Below are 16006 nucleotides of genomic sequence, written 5' to 3'. Positions count from 1 at the left end.
AACGCTTAGCCGCGTCCGACGAACGGCATCTTGGTCGCCATCACCGTGTGGAACAAGACGTTCGCCTCGAGCGGCAGATTCGCCATGTAGAGCACGGACTGGCCGACGATTTTCACGTCCATCATCGGTTCGATGGCGATCTCGCCGTTCGCCTGCGGCACGCCGCGCGACATGCGCTCCGACAACTCGGTGAGCGCGTTGCCGATGTCGATTTGTCCGACCGCGATGTCGTGTTTGCGGCCGTCGAGCGACGCGGATTTCGTCAGGCCGGCGACCGCGTGCTTCGTCGCGGTATAGGCCGCCGAGTTCGGGCGCGGCGCGCTCGCCGAAATCGATCCGTTGTTGATGATGCGGCCGCCCTTCGGCGTCTGCGCGCGCATCGTGCGGAACGCTTGCTGAAGGCAGTAGAACATGCCGTTCAGATTGACGTTGACGACGCCCTGCCATTGCTCGGGCGTCCAGTCTTCGAACGGGCCGGGCGGATTGCTCACGCCCGCGTTGTTGAACAGCAGGTCGACTCGGCCGAAGCGCTCGACCGCCGCCGCGAAAAGCCGCTCGACGGAGTGGGGATCGGCGACGTCGGTCGGCACGGCGTATCCGCGCTCACCCGCGTCCGCTTCGGCGACGACAGCGTCGAGGGGCGCGGCGCGCCGGCCCGCGAGCACGACGGACCAGCCGTCCGCGAGCAGTGCCAGCGCCGCCGCGCGGCCGATGCCGCTGCCCGCTCCCGTGACGATTGCGATGCGTGAAGATGTGTTGGTTGCCTCGGGCATGTCTCCGTTCTCCTGTTGGTGTCCGCGCGACTGTGCGCGCGGTCGTTATCGCGATCGGGAGAACATTATCGACGAAATCCCTTGCAACGCCGTTTCAGTGACTGGTCGACGCATCGGCCTGAATCGTGCCCGCCGTGTTGCGCAGCGCGCTGCCGTCGCAGAAGACGGCGGTCATCAGCATCGGCACGACCTCATGGACGACCGCCGTGCTGCCGGCCTCGCGCACGCGCGCTTCGACGTTGTCCTTCGAACCCATCACAACGACGCCGTAAGCGGAATCGTTGATGGGCTGGCCGGAGCCCTGCTTGAACATCGCGTCGCCGTGTTCGTAGCCGAGCACCGCGTAGACGCGGAAGCCATAGGCGGTGAGGTCGCTGCCGTGCGTCGGCTTGAAAGCGTTGACGGAGTTGGCTTCGACGCGCATCGGCGTGGCGTCGATGTAGCGCTCGTCGCGCAGCGGCGCAACGAAGCGGTGCGCGCTCGACTGACAATCGAGCTGGCTTTCGAGCGGATGCGCCTGGCTCGTGCCGGGCGAAACGAGACCGAGACTTCCTAGAACGCCAGCCACGGCAGCCAGCGTGATGGACCTTGCGAGAGGAAAGTTTTTCATGGCAGCGGCAAACACGGTTGTCAGGTTGCGGTCGTGGACCGGCTCTGTTTGATGCACCGCGCTTGATGCAATTTGCGAGCCAGCAGACTCGGCTTTCAAGGCTGTCCGTTGATTCGCGCCACCACGTCATTGCTACAAAGGACGTGTCAGCGGGCAATCGCTCCGTCAGCGTTCCGGCCCCGAAGTGGTTATATTGAGCGATTCATTCATACAGGATCGACGTATGCCCACACTCTCCGACTTTCCGATTACCCGCAAATGGCCGGCGCAACACCCCGATCGCATTCAGCTCTATTCGCTGCCGACGCCCAACGGCGTGAAGGCGTCGATCATGCTCGAAGAGACCGGCTTGCCGTACGAGCCGCATCTCGTGCGCTTCGATCAGAACGATCAGACGTCGCCCGAGTTTCTATCGGTGAATCCGAATAACAAGATCCCGGCGATCATCGATCCGAACGGGCCGGGCGGCGAGCCGCTCGCGCTTTTCGAGTCGGGCGCGATTCTCATCTATCTCGCGGACAAGAGCGGTCAGTTTCTGCCACGCGATCCGGCGCGACGCTACGAAGCGATTCAGTGGCTGATGTTCCAGATGGGCGGCATCGGTCCGATGTTCGGGCAGGTCGGGTTCTTCCACAAATTTGCCGGCAAGGACTACGAGGACAAGCGGCCGCGTGATCGCTACGTTGCGGAATCGAAGCGGCTGCTGGGCGTGCTCGACGGACGTCTCGCAGGGCGCGAGTGGATCATGGGCGACGAGTACGGCGTCGCGGATATCGCTGTTTTTCCGTGGGTGCGCAATCTCGTGGGGTTCTATGAGGCGCGCGAGTTGGTCGGGTTCGACCAGTTCGCTAATGTGCAGCGAGTGCTGGATGCGTTCTTGGCGCGGCCGGCCGTGCAGCGCGGGTTGGAGATTCCTCGGCGGGTTTGATGCTGTGCGGTTTGGCGGCGTCCACGTTGCTGTGCCGAATTCGCACGCACGGTGAAATACGTTGTGCTTCAACGTGTTGCCTCGGCGATGCTCAGGATATCGACACGCTTGTGAACAATTTCTGTGGACAAGGATGCGCTGCACATCGCCTCGGGTGTGCCGGATTTTGACCGCCCTACCCGGCCCGCTCGATTGGTTCACAATGAGCGGACGCGCGTAATTCGCACGGCGGGCGAAATGCGTTTCGCATCAACGCGTTGGCCCGGCGATGCTCAGGATATCCACATGCTTGTCCAACTTTTCTGTGGACAACAACGCGACGCCTGAGCGCCTTCACAAGCGATGCGGTAACGGACACCGACGCCATGATCGCCCTTCCCTCTCGTTACTTATCGGCTGCCGTCGCACTGCTCGTCATCGGCGTTTCCGCGCACGCGGACTGTCCGGGCTACGTCGAGACCGATGCCGGCAGCGCCTTTAACATCGCCGCGATCATCAAGGACAGCGGTTCGCCGCAAGGGGCGCTGGACAAGGTGCGCGGCGCCGTATCGAAGATCAACGCGGGCGGCGGATGTGCGATCTTCGCGAACAAGCGCGCGTGCGAAGAGACGCTGAGCCTGGCGCGTAAGGCGATCGTCGCGTTGCAAGCGTGCTCGGCGACCGCGTCGCCGAAGGGTGCTGCGCGCGGCTGAATCGCGGGGCGAAAAAAAAGCGTGCCGCCCAGAGGGACGGCACGCTTGTCGCTGCCCGAAGAAGCGTCGGAAATCAGCGATCGAGGAACGGACGCAGCTTGTCGGCCCGGCTCGGATGCATCAGCTTGCGCATCGCCTTGCTTTCGATCTGACGGATACGCTCGCGCGTCACGTCGAACTGCTTGCCCAGCTCTTCGAGCGTGTAGTCCGAAGCCGTATCGATACCGAAGCGCATGCGCAAAACCTTCGCTTCGCGCGGCGACAGCGCGTTGAGCGCATCGTCGATTGCGGCGCGCATGTTCGCGTGCACGGCGGCATCAGCAGGCGAAGCCGCGCCCTGGTCTTCGATCATGTCGCCGAGCGTGGCGTCGGCGTCTTCACCGACGGGCGTTTCCAGCGACACCGGCTGCTTCGCGATCTTCAGAATGCCGCGAATCTTCTCTTCAGGCATTTCCATGCGCTCGGCCAGCACCGACGGATGCGCTTCCATACCGGTCTGCTGCAGAATTTCGCGCGAAATGCGGTTCAGCTTGTTGATCGTTTCGATCATGTGAACCGGCACGCGAATCGTGCGAGCCTGATCGGCCAGTGAGCGCGTCACGGCCTGACGCACCCACCACGTCGCATACGTCGAGAACTTCCAGCCGCGACGATATTCGAACTTGTCGACCGCCTTCATCAAACCGATGTTGCCTTCCTGAATCAGGTCCAGGAACTGCATGCCGCGATTGACGTACTTCTTCGCGATCGAGATGACGAGACGCAGGTTCGCCTCGATCATTTCGCGCTTCGCCTGACGCATCTTCAGCTCGGCCGCCGTCATCTGACGGTTGATCTGCTTCAACTGCTGCAACGGCAATGCAACGACGCCTTCGATGTCGATCAGTTTCTGCTGTTCGGCTTGAATCGCGGGCAAACTGCGCTCGAGCGACGCGCCGTATTGACGCGAAGCCGCCGCCGTGCGCGCCGTCCATTCGAGATCGGTCTCGTGACCCGGGAACGATTCGACGAACTTGTCGCGCGGCATGCCGCAACGATCGACCGCGATTTGCAGAACGCGGCGTTCGATTTCGCGAACTCGCGCGACTTGTTGTTGCACGTCCGCGCACAAGCGGTCGATGGTCTTCGCGGTGAAACGGATCGAACCCAGTTCGCGCTGAATTTCGCTGCGTGCGCGCTCGACTGCCTTGGTCGCTGCCGCGCCCGTTCCCTTAGGATTGCTCGCTTGTTCGGCGAGATCACGTACACGTGCGAAAATTTCGAGGCAATCGGCCTTCAACTGCTTGAGGCGCGCTTCGTTCGACGCGCCGGCATCGCCGCCTTCGAGGTCGCTGTCCTCTTCGTCGTCGCTGTCCGATTCATCGGTGTCCGTATCGATATCGGTCGACTCCGTTGTTTCGGAAACCGAAATATCTTCCTCTACCGTGTCGTCTTCCTTCAACCCGTCGACGAGGTCGTCGATTTTCATCTCGCCGGATTCGACGAGTGCGGCGTCCGCGAGGATGGTGCCGACCGTCGACGGACACGCGGCGATCGCCTGGATCATCTCGTGCAAACCGTCTTCAATGCGCTTCGCAATCGCGATTTCGCCGGCACGCGTGAGCAGCTCGGTCGCGCCCATTTCGCGCATGTACATGCGTACGGGGTCCGTCGTGCGGCCGAATTCCGAGTCGACGGTCGAAAGCGCGTTTTCCGCTTCCTCTTCCGACTGCTCGTCTGCTACCACGGCGGGTGCGTTGTCGCTCAGCAGCAGCGTTTCTGCGTCGGGCGCCTGTTCGTACACCGCGACGCCCATGTCGTTGAACGTGCTGACGATGGTTTCCATCGCCGCGGTTTGTGCGAAGTTGTCCGGCAGGTGATCGTTGATTTCGGCATGCGTGAGGTAACCACGCTCCTTGCCGAGTTGAATCAACGCGCGCATCTGACGCTGACGCTCTTCGTCTTGCTCCGCCGTCATGACGACATCGGGCTGCATCGTGCCGGCCTGGCCCTTGCTCTTACCCGCCTTGCGTCCCGCTGACCTGCGCGCCGGCGCGACGATATCCAGCTCCGAATCTTCCCGATCAAAACTTGCCATACTTTCTCCTCGACAGGTTTGCTCGGCGATGACAGTTCCCCGGGAGCAGGCGTGACAGCCCGCGTAATATCGACAACAGCTTCGATCACGGACGGCTTGCTGAGAATCGCATCGAGCAAAGCGCGCAAGCCACGCTAGGGGCGTGGATCGCGAAATTACAAAGCGCCAGAGACGCAACCTTAGAGTATATCAGGGTTTGTTGCGACGCAGCAGGTTTATTTACAGACGAAGTCGGTGCGGGGAACAGTGCCCGCCCCACTGTGCTGCTCGGGAATGTTGCCCCTTGCTTGGTTAGAAGCGCTTCCCTCTCCGCTTGGTTCGGATGTGGTGACGACGCCGGCTATTTTCAATCGAAGGAAATGCTTCAGAGCGCCTAGGTTGCGAGCGGCGTTGTTCGCGCTTGTTCCGGGCATCAGTTCATCGTTCGCGATGCGCGATACAGACGTACGTCCTTGAAGCGTTGCGTTGCGATCTACTTCGACGATCCGTCCGGTCCGCAAAGCCGCGAGGAAATCGCGTGCCCACTCGCCTGCATGCACGCGAGGACGTGGTTCGTCGCGATGATGCACGGTGACCGTCTTGGCGTCGTCGGCAACGACGTAACGCCTTAGTTGGTCGTCGCTCGCGAATGCTCGCCCTGCCAGCGCGCGGATTGCGGATTGATCCTGTGCGTTCTGAGCAGACACGGTGTCGCGCTCTGCCGCTTCAAGTCGCTTGCTGTGAACTCTGTACGCGAAATCGACCGGGGCGCGTAGGAGGGTCCGAAGATAGCTGATCGGATGGGTGGCGCGTCGAAGATGTTCCCACGCCGCTTCTACGACGTCAGAGAGCCGCTTGCCCTGCGACCGCGCTTCGGCCATGAGTTTGAAGATTAAGAATTCTCGAAATCCCAGTCCAATGAGGCGCTGGAGGTCCGCGGGGAGGCGTCCTGGTTGTCTCTTTTGAGTAGAAGGGTTTAGATCCTTATATATAGCGCCGTCTGCCACGCTGACAGACGGTGTACTCAAAAAAACGGCGTGGGCTTGGGGAGAGGCGTCCTCCTGAGTCCCGGCTTCAGCCTCGGTGGGGCGAGTCTGCTCATCGACCAAGCCGAGGAGAACTGCTGCCTTATGCGTCAGATGCAGATATGCGCGCCCGAAAAGTCCGGCGCCGCCATATCGACCTTGAGGCGGTCTCGTGATAAAGCCGGACGATTCGAGGTCGTCCAGGCTGCGATAGAACGTGCGCATCGACTGAAGAGCGCGTCCGGTCAAGAGTTCGCGTCGGGCGAAAATGGCAGCGAACGGGCGGGCTGCGTCGACGGTCCGCGCCAATGCGGCGAGAACCGCCCGAGCGCGAGCGGGCAGGGCGGACAAATGGTTCGCTCGGTGAGCGGCTCTGAAGATGATCCACGGAAGATTTGAGCGGTCGCAAGCGTACTCGTCGAGGGCTTGCTGATCCCCGCGATCAGGTCGGTCTTGTGGGACTTGCGGGCGAAAAACTACCTCGCCTGCAACGGAAAGTTGCGCGATATGCATGTCAAGTGCATCCATTTCGAAAAATGGAGGACAAACGCTTGACTGCCGATCGCTATCCGCTAAACTTCGAGTTGTGTAGCTCGTGACCCGATTGGCGTCGGGAAGCGGACGGGCAAGCAGCAGTGAAGCCCGAATTCAAAAGCCTTCGGTTGGCGCCGAAGGCTTTTGTCTTTCTGAAGCAAGTTCGTTACATGGCAACCTCTTCGGTGCTGATTTGCTTAGTCGTTGATTCTAAAGCGATTCCTAGTAGAGCCTCTTTGTTTGCCGAAATCTGGCGTCGCTAAACGTCTGATTTCATTGGAAACTCTAGTAGGATCTCAATCCTGCGGTGATTCGTCGATCGATCTATTGATGAAATCCGCGATTCGCTGTGCCCACGCTTCCGCCTCGTTCGAGTCTTTGTCGTAGAAGCGAATGCCTACGACGCCGCTTCTCGTCGAAACCTCGCAGACCTTCCTCCTACCTGAGCGAATCACCGTTGTGCTAGGCACGACGGTCTTTGGCTTCTCGGCAGCGAAAGCAACGGCTCTATCTTGCGTAAAGGTTTCGTCGTCGACCAATCGACGAACGGCCTCTATGACCTTCTCCGCCTTGCCAGCTTCGACCAGAGCCGCGAGCTTCTGCGCGGCGTTACTTCCAAGTCGTTCCGGTTTTACCGCGAGCGCTTGCTTCGCAGCATCAGGCAGGGAATCGAACGAGAAGATGCGCGTTACGTGACTCTTGCTGAGACCCGCGCTTTCCGAGATTTCCGTACGTGAAAGCCCGCTCAACTCTTGAAGCCGTTTGAAGTTCCAGTATTTCTCGAAATCCGTGAGGGACGGCGACAGCAGGTTGGAGAAGAACGCTGCAAATTCAATCTCTCCCTCGTCGATTGAGGCGACGTTCGCCCGAATCGTGCTCCGTCCCAACTCACGATAGGCCGCAACCCGGTTGTGCCCCGCCACGATCTCGTAACGACCCTCTGAAAGCGGTCGAATCAGAATCGGCGTAGCGAGCGCATGCTTCGCGAGATTCGCTTTTAATTCCTGGAACTGCTCGGCGGTCAACTTACGCCGTCTGCCGTCGACCTCGATAAGCGCGTCCAACTGCACGTCAAATGCCGCGCCCGCCTCGAGTTGCGATTCGAGTTCCTTGATTCGCGCCTGCGCGGTGTTAATCCGGTGCTGCGCGTCCATCAACCTTCCGGGCGACGTGCGCGGTTCCGAATCGGTGGCGCGCTGCGTCGGCTCAGTCGGTTTGCTGCCGATGTTCGCGGTTTTCGCGAGAAGCCTGTCCCCGATGCCCATTTACGCCTCCGCCTGATTCCACGCGCGGACGAACTGCGCGTCTAGATGTTCTGCGAGCCGGTCGAGCGGCTCCTTGAAACGGTTGTACGCCGCCGTGCTCCCGTCAGGCTTCGACAGGTCATATACCGTTGAAAGCTGTGCCGATGCGCCCTTTGGTACGGTCGATTCAGGAATCTCGAAGGGCAGCACGCGATCGCCGTAAGCTTTTTGTAGCCATCCTCGGACGACGCGAGATACGTCGTCCGACTTGGCCTTCGTAAGAATGACGTTGACGAAGTCGAAGCGTTTCTGCTCGAGCACGCCGGGCAACTTCTTCGCGATGTCGGCGAAGAGATGCCAAAACTGAGTCGAGCTGGCGAAGTCGAGTGCTTCGGGCGGGCAGGGCAGCAGAATCGCGTCGGACGCGAGCAGCGCGTTAATGGTCAGATAACTGAGGGCGGGCGGCGTATCGATGACGACAGCGTCGTACTCCTCCGTCAACGGCATCAAGCCTCGCCGGACGATTTCCCAAAACTCGAAGGTGCTGTCGTTCAGCACCTTCGCCGGAATCTCGAACTCCGCATCGAAGAGGGACGACGATGCGGGTATGAGATCCAGGTTGTGCCAATACGTCTCTTGCACGGCATAGTGCAATGTCGATTGATCGCCATAGATCAATGGCAGCAGCGTTTGATCATCGGAAATCTCGGCGTCGGGCGCCCATCCGCAAAGCTGCGTCGTTGTTCCTTGAGGATCGCAGTCGATCACGAGCACCCGCCGGCCCAGCAGCGTCAACGCCTGAGCAGCGGACACGGCCGTCGTGGTTTTGGCGACGCCGCCTTTGAAGTTCGCGACGGTCACAATGCGCCCGCGCTTACCCTCCGGCCGACGGACGCGCTCCTTGGTTGCCCGAACCCAGGTCAACGCTTCTTCGAGCGTGAATTCCTTGCTTCGGCCCGCGCCCTTCGACGTCCCCGCAGGCAGTTCGCCCTTGGTGGTCAAGTATTGAAACCGCTGCTTATCGATTCCGCAAAGCGATGCAACTTGCGCGCTCGTGAACGTCGGAGCGCTCTTGCGTGGATACGGCTCCAACATCGCATCGCGGATCTGGTTGAGGATATCAGTGGCTTGGGCGGCCACCCCCAATAGCGTTTCGATGGAAACGGATTGGTCGACTTCGGGAAGCCGAGCGCTTAGCATGGAATTCGCGGTCACTGGCGGGCCTGGGTAAGCAAATAATTCTTCGGTTTGTGGAAAACATACTGCAAACCGAAGAATAAACGGCCAACCGGTAAACCTCAAGTAAACTCTGAAGTCTTCGCAGGGCGATATTACAACGCTGCGGCCGCGTAAACCTCTGCCTTAAGCCGATTCCGAGGCGTTTCCTAACGCCAATGTGCGGCGAATGAACCGTTCGACTCCGAGTAAACGGCTGGCATCCTCATCTTGGAGGTATAGCGCCGTCGTAGATGCGTCAGCATGCCCGAGCCCTTTGCTCACATCGGCCAGGTTGGCGCCGTGGGCCAGTGCGTGTATCGAATGGGTGTGGCGCAGCCAATGCGTGCTCGCGCGTGCCAGCGGCCGGCCCGCGCCCGGGGCGCCCGATTCGAGTTCGGCAGCCGCGTTCGAGAAGGCGGTTTTGATAATTCGACCGATCCCGTCCGGCGTGATGGCTTGCCCTCCGCGGCTCTGAGCCAAGATGGGCGTGCCTTCCGCACAATCGAGCGGGTTCGGAAGTCCGCGGAGTGAGAGGTTCTCCAGTAGGACATCGATGACTGCGGGCGGTATGAGCACAGTCCTCATCGAACGCTTCCCGGTCGTCTGACCGACGCTCAACCGCCATACCGGCGTGTCGATCCCGGGTAAGCGACCCACCGATAGCGCGTCCGTCGTGGCCTCCGCGAGTTCGGCTCGCCGCAAGCCGGTCGCGTAGGCGAGGAGGAGGGCGAGGCGGTCGCGGTGTTCGGCGAACGTGTACTGCGGCCGCGTGGCGGAGCGAAGCACGGCTTGCCATTCTTCAGTATTGAGCGAGCGCTCCTTCGCGTCGAAGGCCGGCGGAGTCACCACGCGATCGTGTCCTTGCATCGGATTCGTCGACAGATAACGGCTGTCGACCAGCCACTCGAACATTGCGTTCAGAATGGCGCGCGCCGTTTCACGACTCCGATCCGAAAGCGGACCGGCGAAGGGCTTCCATCCGGGAAGGCATCGCTCGATGCGCTGTCCTGAAATCCACCGCTCTGCCGGCTGCGGATTCGTCAAGAACTCCGCTACAAACTGCGCACAGTCGTCCGAGTCGAGCGACGACAGCGGCTTTTCCTTTTCGATCAACGCCCAAAGCAGCAGCCGCTCGGCTTCCCGCCGATACGCCCGCCGCGTGTGCTCGCTGGCGGAGCGTGCGTCGAGCCAGGCCTTGATGGCGGCCACGTCCGTGTTCAGATTTCCGATACCGATAGGCGACCGGTTAGTGCCCGCCGACCCGTCGAGCGCCCGCGGCACGCGCAGCGCCTCCAGAGGCGCGACGACGATGGCATCCACATCCGAATCCGCCGGCCGGGTGGACAACTGTTCGTTCCGCCACTGCCGCCGAGGCACGAGGGCAAGCGGTGAAAGCGTGTGCCGAAGCGGCTCCGCGTGCAGAACCAGCCAATCGACGATTCGCTGCGCGCCCTTAGGCCCGAGCCGCGGCACGGAGGCATACCAACGATGTCGTCGCCGCTCGATCAGCGCGATGAGATCCGCGATAGTCGTCAACCCGGCGGCCGCCAATCGGCCAGTGACGACCGGCTCGAACCATCCGTCGATCGGATGCTCCTGACTCGGATCCTGGACGAGGCTCGCCTCCATGCGGGCGAGGGCGTTCGCTTGCCGCCGCCGCAACCGCGCGTTGCGCGCCGTGCGTCGATCGGACGCTGCTGAGACGCTATCGCGATGCTCTTCCTTATAGAGCGCAAGCAGCTCGGACTCGCTATAGACGCCGTCAGGATCGCTACGCTCGCGGAACGCTTCGAGCGTCGGCGTTTCAGGCGCAGGCGTATCGGACGAGGGTGGAATGCTGCCCGGACGCAATCGCAGCAGATGCGCCGCTTCGACATCGTGCGTGCGGCGGGCCATCACCGAGAGCGTGTCGCGCAATGCGGCGATGAGTCGGCGAGTGCTGCGGACGTCAGACCCGGCTTCGCCGTACGACGCGTGAAGCTGCGCTTCGGAAACGCCGTCGAGATAACCGCGATAAAGTGCGAAATGCTGGCGCGTAAGTCTTAGCGGTGCAGCCGTGTGCACCCGAAGTTGTCCGTCTATGGAGTTTTTGCCTTTGTTATCAGTCATTTGGCGCGAGGTTATCAAGTACAGTCCAGTTTGACAAGCTAAATCGCTACGTCTGATAAGACGGATTATCAGACAGAACGATCCGGCACTGCTCCAAAAGCGCCCGCTTGAATCTTCGCCGCGTGCGGAGCATATTCCGATCAACTCTCCCGAGCAATCTGATGGAGGCACGTGCCGATGCGCGACCCCCGACGCCCCGCGTACAAAGAGCCGGGCAACGATGAATTCCGCCCGAGTCTGCCGGAGGTGTACGCGTCGGTGAAGGTGCCCGTCGGTGGTGGATGGCTCCGGCGCTTTCTCGCCTTCGCCGGTCCCGGCTACATGATTTCGGTCGGCTATATGGACCCCGGCAACTGGGCGACCGACCTCGCCGGGGGATCGAGGTTCGGCTATACGCTGCTCGCTGTCATCCTGCTGTCGAACCTGATGGCCGTTCTGCTGCAGGCGCTTGCCGTCCGGCTCGGCGTCGCGACCGGGCGGGATCTCGCGCAGGCATGCCGCGATCACTACTCGAAGCCGGTCAACTTCGCGCTGTGGATTGCCTGCGAGACGGCAATCGTCGCCTGCGATCTGGCCGAAGTGATCGGAACGGCGATCGCCTTGCAACTTCTGTTCGGCATTCCGTTGATCGCGGGCGCGTTGTTGACCGCGCTGGACGCGTTCCTCCTGCTGCTGCTTGTCAACAGAGGCTTTCGCCTGCTCGAAGCCTTCGTCATCTCGCTGTTGGTCATCATCGCGGTGTGTTTCGCGTTGCAGATCGTCGCCGCGTCGCCGCCGATCGCGCAAGTGCTGCGCGGCTTCGTGCCGTCGCCACAGATCGTCACCAACCGGGAGATGTTGTACGTCGCGATCGGCATCCTGGGCGCGACGGTCATGCCGCATAACCTGTATCTGCACTCGTCGGTGGTTCAGACGCGCGCTTACGGGCAGTCGGTCGAGGCGCGGCGCGATGCGATCCGCTGGGCGACCATCGACAGCACTATCGCGCTGACGCTCGCGCTTTTCATCAACGCGGCGATCCTGATCGTGGCCGCAGCCGTCTTCCACGCGAGCGGCCACAACGAAGTCGCCGAGATCGGCGATGCCTTCCGCTTGCTGTCGCCCTTGCTGGGACTCGGGATCGCGTCGACGCTATTCGCCGTCGCGTTGCTTGCGTCGGGACTGAATTCGACGGTCACCGCGACGCTCGCCGGCCAGATCGTGATGGAAGGCTTCCTCCGACTCCGCCTGCCGAGCTGGGCGCGGCGGCTCATCACGCGGGCGATCGCCATCGTGCCGGTGGTGATCGTCACGGCGATCTACGGTGAAAAAGGCACCGGCCAGCTATTGGTCCTGAGCCAGGTCATCCTGTCGATGCAACTGCCGTTCGCCGTCGTCCCGCTGGTGCGCTTCGTGTCCGACCGCCGCAAGATGGGCGTCTTTACGATCAACCGATGGATTGCCGCGCTCGCCTGGCTCGTGACGGGCGTGATCATCGTATTGAACGTAAAGCTGCTTGCCGATACGCTGCTCTTCTAGTTCGCGAAAATCCAGACGCGCGCGATGGCCGGCGACTTCGTCGAAAGATCTTCGCCCACGCTCATCGATGAAACTTTGCCGAACCGGGCGTTGACCGAAGCGACGCCGGTCCGACGCACCCATCTATATATATAAGAGGAGACATTGAATGACCGACGCGGCCCAGTGCCCCATCCACGTGAACGCGCCAACCGGCTGCCCGGTGAGCACGCGCGCCGCCGACTTCGACCCGTTCAGCGACGGCTATCAGCAAGACCCGCCCGAATACGTGCGCTGGGCGCGCGAGCAGGAGCCGGTCTTCTACAGTCCGAAGCTCGGTTACTGGGTCGTCACGCGTTACGACGACATCAAAGCCATCTTCCGCGACAACCTCACGTTCAGTCCGTCGATTGCGCTCGAAAAGATCACGCCCACTGGCCCCGAAGCGAATGCGGTCCTCGCGTCGTATGGCTTCGCGCTGAACCGCACGCTCGTCAACGAGGACGAGCCCGCGCACATGCCGCGCCGCCGCGCGTTGATGGACCCGTTCACGCCCGAGGCGCTCGCGCACCACGAGCCGATGGTGCGCGCGCTCACCCGCGAATACGTCGATCGGTTCATCGACGATGGCCGCGCCGATCTCGTCGACCAAATGCTGTGGGAGGTGCCGCTCACTGTCGCGCTGCATTTTCTCGGCGTGCCCGAAGAGGATATGGACACGCTGCGCGAATATTCGATCGCGCATACGGTGAACACATGGGGCCGCCCGAAACCCGAAGAACAGGTTCAGGTCGCGCACGCGGTCGGCAAGTTCTGGCAGTACGCGGGCAAAGTGCTCGACAAGATGCGCGAGGACCCGTCGGGCGACGGCTGGATGCAGTACGGCATCCGCAAGCAGAAGGAACTGCCCGAGGTCGTCACTGACTCGTATCTCCACTCGATGATGATGGCCGGCATCGTCGCCGCGCACGAAACGACGGCGAACGCGTCGGCGAATGCGATCAAGCTGCTCTTGCAGCATCCCGACGCATGGCGCGACATCTGCGAAGACCCGGCGCTCATTCCGAACGCAGTCGAAGAGTGCCTGCGGCACAACGGATCGGTGGCGGCCTGGCGGCGGCTCGCGACGAAGGACGTGAAGATCGGCGGCATCGACATCCCTGCGGGTGCGAAGCTGCTGATCGTGACTTCATCGGCGAACCACGATCAGCATCGATTCGCGGACGCGGACCTCTTCGACATCCGGCGCGAAAACGCCAGCGATCAACTGACCTTCGGCTACGGCGCGCATCAGTGCATGGGCAAAAACCTCGCGCGCATGGAAATGCAGGTCTTCCTCGACGAGCTCACGCGCCGCCTGCCGCACATGCGGCTCGCCGAGCAGCGCTTCACTTACGTGCCGAACACGTCGTTTCGCGGGCCGGAGCATCTGTTCGTCGAATGGGACCCGTCGATGAACCCCGAGCGCACCGATTCATCCGTGCGCGAGGCGCGCGCGGCGGTGTGTATCGGCGAGCCGTCGTCGCATGCGGTGAGCCGCGCGGTGGTCGTCGAATCGGTGACGGCGTGCGCGGATCGCATCGTGCGCGTGCGGCTCGTTTCCGCCGATGGCCGCCCGTTGCCGCGCTGGACGCCCGGCTCGCATATCGACGTGCTGTGCGGCGACAGCGGACTCTCGCGCCAATATTCGCTCTGCGGCGATCCCGCCGACGCCCGCGCGTTCGAGATCGCCGTGCTGCGCGAAAGCGCGAGCCGCGGCGGTTCCGCGTGGGTCCACGACAACGCGGAACCCGGCGCGTCGTGGCGCATTCGCGGCCCGCGCAACCACTTCCGGCTCGATGAAACCGCGCGCAAGCTCGTGCTGATCGCGGGCGGCATCGGCATCACGCCGATCAGCGCGATGGCGCGCCGCGCTCGCGAGCTGGGCATCGACTATGAAGTGCATTACAGCGGACGCTCACGCGCATCAATGGCGCTGCTCGACGACATGCGCGCGCTGCACGGCGACCGTCTGCGCGTGTTCGCATCGGAAGAGGGCGCGCGCAACGATATCGCGGCCTTGCGCGTCGAAGAGGGCACCCAGGTCTATGCATGCGGCCCGGCGCGGATGCTCGACGCGCTCATCGCCGCGAGCGCCACCTGGCCGGACGATGCGCTGAAGATCGAACACTTCGAAGCGAAGCTCGGCACGCTCGATCCCGCGCAGGAACACGCGTTCGACATCGAACTGAAAGATTCCGGGTTCACGCTGACCGTGCCCGCCGGAGAGACCCTGCTCGCGACGCTGCGTCGCGCCAACGTCGATGTTCAAAGCGACTGCGAAGAAGGGCTGTGCGGATCGTGCGAGGTTCGCGTGATCGACGGAGATATCGATCACCGCGATCTCGTTCTGACAAACAGCGAGCGGCAAACGAGTCAGCGAATGATGGCCTGTTGTTCTCGCGCTAAAGGTTCCAAACTGGTATTAGCGCTTTAACTGTGATCACACGCTTTTAAGCGTCGCAGGGATGAAACAATAAATGGAACCGATTCATCCCTGCGTCACAACCGCGCATTAAGCCATGCTCGGGTGATTTTCACTGTCGCCGATACATTAAGTGTCCAATGCAATCTACGAACTAACGACGCGCCTAATGGCGCATTTTTTTCACTGCCTAAATTCGCACAACGCACGTATTCTTCATATCACCCGTGCAATTTTTCGCGGAATTCAGGCATTAGCCCGTACGTACGTTCCATTGACGTCGAAGTTCTTCGCATCAATGCGCCGGGAAAATGTACCGTCACTAGGGTTATTACCTAGAAATATGCAAATTTTTGTCGATGGTTTACGTTTAGAATAACTTTCAGTTGGTGCGACGCACAAGCCGTCTCACCCAATATCTTCTTATAGCCCTGCTGAAACAACGTGCGTTTACGCTGCTGCGAATACGCATAGCTGCGATTCACAATTGGCATGGCTGCGGGAAGGGCTGGTGATTAACCTGAGAGATGCTTATTAAAGGCCCATATAAATGGACCAAGTAGTTAGCTTTTAACCTGTGGGTATCGGCATTGAAGAATCGCTGCATACCCACGTCGGCTGGCAGTTCCCGCCGATTTCACAAACGCGCCTAGAAACAAGGCGCGGCGCCGCCCGGGCAGACAACTCCAGTCTGCTCCAGCCGTGCGCCCTCTCACGCCCCGCCTGGTGCGGGACTCTATTGTTGGGGCGCAGCGCTCCGGCTGGCGGTTCTGGCCGGACCAGGCTTCGGAATTATCTTGGTTGTTCGACGAGGATCAAACATGTCTGACGTAGTGATCGTATCGGCCGCGCGTAC

The 16006-nt window shown here is 61.4% G+C and carries 11 protein-coding genes; 4 read left to right on the top strand and 7 right to left on the bottom strand.

Annotated features, from left to right (window positions below; all coding sequences use genetic code 11):
* Positions 1-5: 5 nt before the first annotated feature.
* Positions 6-773, bottom strand: a complete 768-nt coding sequence (locus BG57_RS02355; RefSeq protein ID WP_035959920.1) for an SDR family oxidoreductase — start codon at positions 771-773, stop codon at positions 6-8.
* 94 nt (positions 774-867) lie between these two features.
* Entirely contained in the window at positions 868-1383 is a 516-nt protein-coding gene (locus tag BG57_RS02350; protein WP_035960368.1) for a hypothetical protein, read from the bottom strand.
* A 223-nt stretch (positions 1384-1606) separates the two neighbouring features.
* Between BG57_RS02350 and BG57_RS02345 the strand changes: the two genes are divergently transcribed.
* Together BG57_RS02345 and BG57_RS02340 are read left to right on the top strand one after the other, a co-directional pair.
* Positions 1607-2311 (top strand): glutathione S-transferase N-terminal domain-containing protein, encoded by a 705-nt coding sequence (locus BG57_RS02345; RefSeq protein WP_035959918.1) that lies wholly within the window; start codon positions 1607-1609, stop codon positions 2309-2311.
* A gap of 365 nt (positions 2312-2676) precedes the next feature.
* Positions 2677-3003, top strand: a complete 327-nt coding sequence (locus BG57_RS02340; RefSeq protein WP_035959916.1) for a hypothetical protein — start codon at positions 2677-2679, stop codon at positions 3001-3003.
* A 73-nt stretch (positions 3004-3076) separates the two neighbouring features.
* Here the strand turns inward: BG57_RS02340 and rpoD are convergent, their stop codons facing one another.
* The 5 genes from rpoD to BG57_RS02315 all read right to left on the bottom strand — a co-directional run bounded on the left by rpoD (position 3077) and on the right by BG57_RS02315 (position 11207).
* Positions 3077-5080: an RNA polymerase sigma factor RpoD gene (rpoD, locus tag BG57_RS02335; protein ID WP_035959914.1), complete on the bottom strand. Its 2004-nt coding sequence runs from the start codon at positions 5078-5080 to the stop codon at positions 3077-3079.
* 215 nt (positions 5081-5295) lie between these two features.
* Positions 5296-6612, bottom strand: coding sequence for a hypothetical protein (locus tag BG57_RS31095; RefSeq protein ID WP_052005578.1), 1317 nt, complete (start codon positions 6610-6612; stop codon positions 5296-5298).
* Positions 6613-6914: 302 nt separating this feature from the next.
* A complete protein-coding gene (locus BG57_RS02325; RefSeq protein ID WP_035959912.1) occupies positions 6915-7883 on the bottom strand; it encodes a ParB/RepB/Spo0J family partition protein in 969 nt (322 codons plus the stop codon).
* Positions 7884-9062 carry a ParA family protein gene (locus BG57_RS02320; protein ID WP_035960366.1) on the bottom strand — a complete coding sequence of 393 codons (1179 nt, stop codon included), beginning with the start codon at positions 9060-9062 and terminating at the stop codon, positions 7884-7886.
* A gap of 162 nt (positions 9063-9224) precedes the next feature.
* Complete coding sequence (locus tag BG57_RS02315; RefSeq protein WP_229753973.1) at positions 9225-11207, bottom strand: site-specific integrase; 1983 nt, start codon at positions 11205-11207, stop codon at positions 9225-9227.
* Between the two features lie 159 nt (positions 11208-11366).
* Here BG57_RS02315 and BG57_RS02310 point away from each other — a divergent pair, with 159 nt between their 5' ends.
* Positions 11367-12707, top strand: coding sequence for an Nramp family divalent metal transporter (locus tag BG57_RS02310; protein WP_035959908.1), 1341 nt, complete (start codon positions 11367-11369; stop codon positions 12705-12707).
* 148 nt (positions 12708-12855) lie between these two features.
* The gene (locus tag BG57_RS02305) at positions 12856-15162 is read left to right on the top strand and encodes a cytochrome P450/oxidoreductase (protein ID WP_035959906.1); all 2307 of its coding nucleotides are present in this window, start codon (positions 12856-12858) and stop codon (positions 15160-15162) included.
* Positions 15163-16006: the final 844 nt, after the last annotated feature.

The organism is Caballeronia grimmiae, from assembly GCF_000698555.1.
Lineage (GTDB): Bacteria > Pseudomonadota > Gammaproteobacteria > Burkholderiales > Burkholderiaceae > Caballeronia > Caballeronia grimmiae.
The sequence above is the reverse complement of the archived record's forward strand: the minus strand, read 5'-3'. Positions and strand labels throughout refer to the sequence as shown.

Coding starts and splice junctions, on each gene's coding strand:
- BG57_RS02355 (WP_035959920.1), bottom strand. CDS start 773: ATGCCCGAGGCAACCAACACATCTTCACGCATCGCAATCGTCACGGGA.
- BG57_RS02350 (WP_035960368.1), bottom strand. CDS start 1,383: ATGAAAAACTTTCCTCTCGCAAGGTCCATCACGCTGGCTGCCGTGGCT.
- BG57_RS02345 (WP_035959918.1), top strand. CDS start 1,607: ATGCCCACACTCTCCGACTTTCCGATTACCCGCAAATGGCCGGCGCAA.
- BG57_RS02340 (WP_035959916.1), top strand. CDS start 2,677: ATGATCGCCCTTCCCTCTCGTTACTTATCGGCTGCCGTCGCACTGCTC.
- rpoD (WP_035959914.1), bottom strand. CDS start 5,080: ATGGCAAGTTTTGATCGGGAAGATTCGGAGCTGGATATCGTCGCGCCG.
- BG57_RS31095 (WP_052005578.1), bottom strand. CDS start 6,612: ATGGATGCACTTGACATGCATATCGCGCAACTTTCCGTTGCAGGCGAG.
- BG57_RS02325 (WP_035959912.1), bottom strand. CDS start 7,883: ATGGGCATCGGGGACAGGCTTCTCGCGAAAACCGCGAACATCGGCAGC.
- BG57_RS02320 (WP_035960366.1), bottom strand. CDS start 9,062: ATGCTAAGCGCTCGGCTTCCCGAAGTCGACCAATCCGTTTCCATCGAA.
- BG57_RS02310 (WP_035959908.1), top strand. CDS start 11,367: ATGCGCGACCCCCGACGCCCCGCGTACAAAGAGCCGGGCAACGATGAA.
- BG57_RS02305 (WP_035959906.1), top strand. CDS start 12,856: ATGACCGACGCGGCCCAGTGCCCCATCCACGTGAACGCGCCAACCGGC.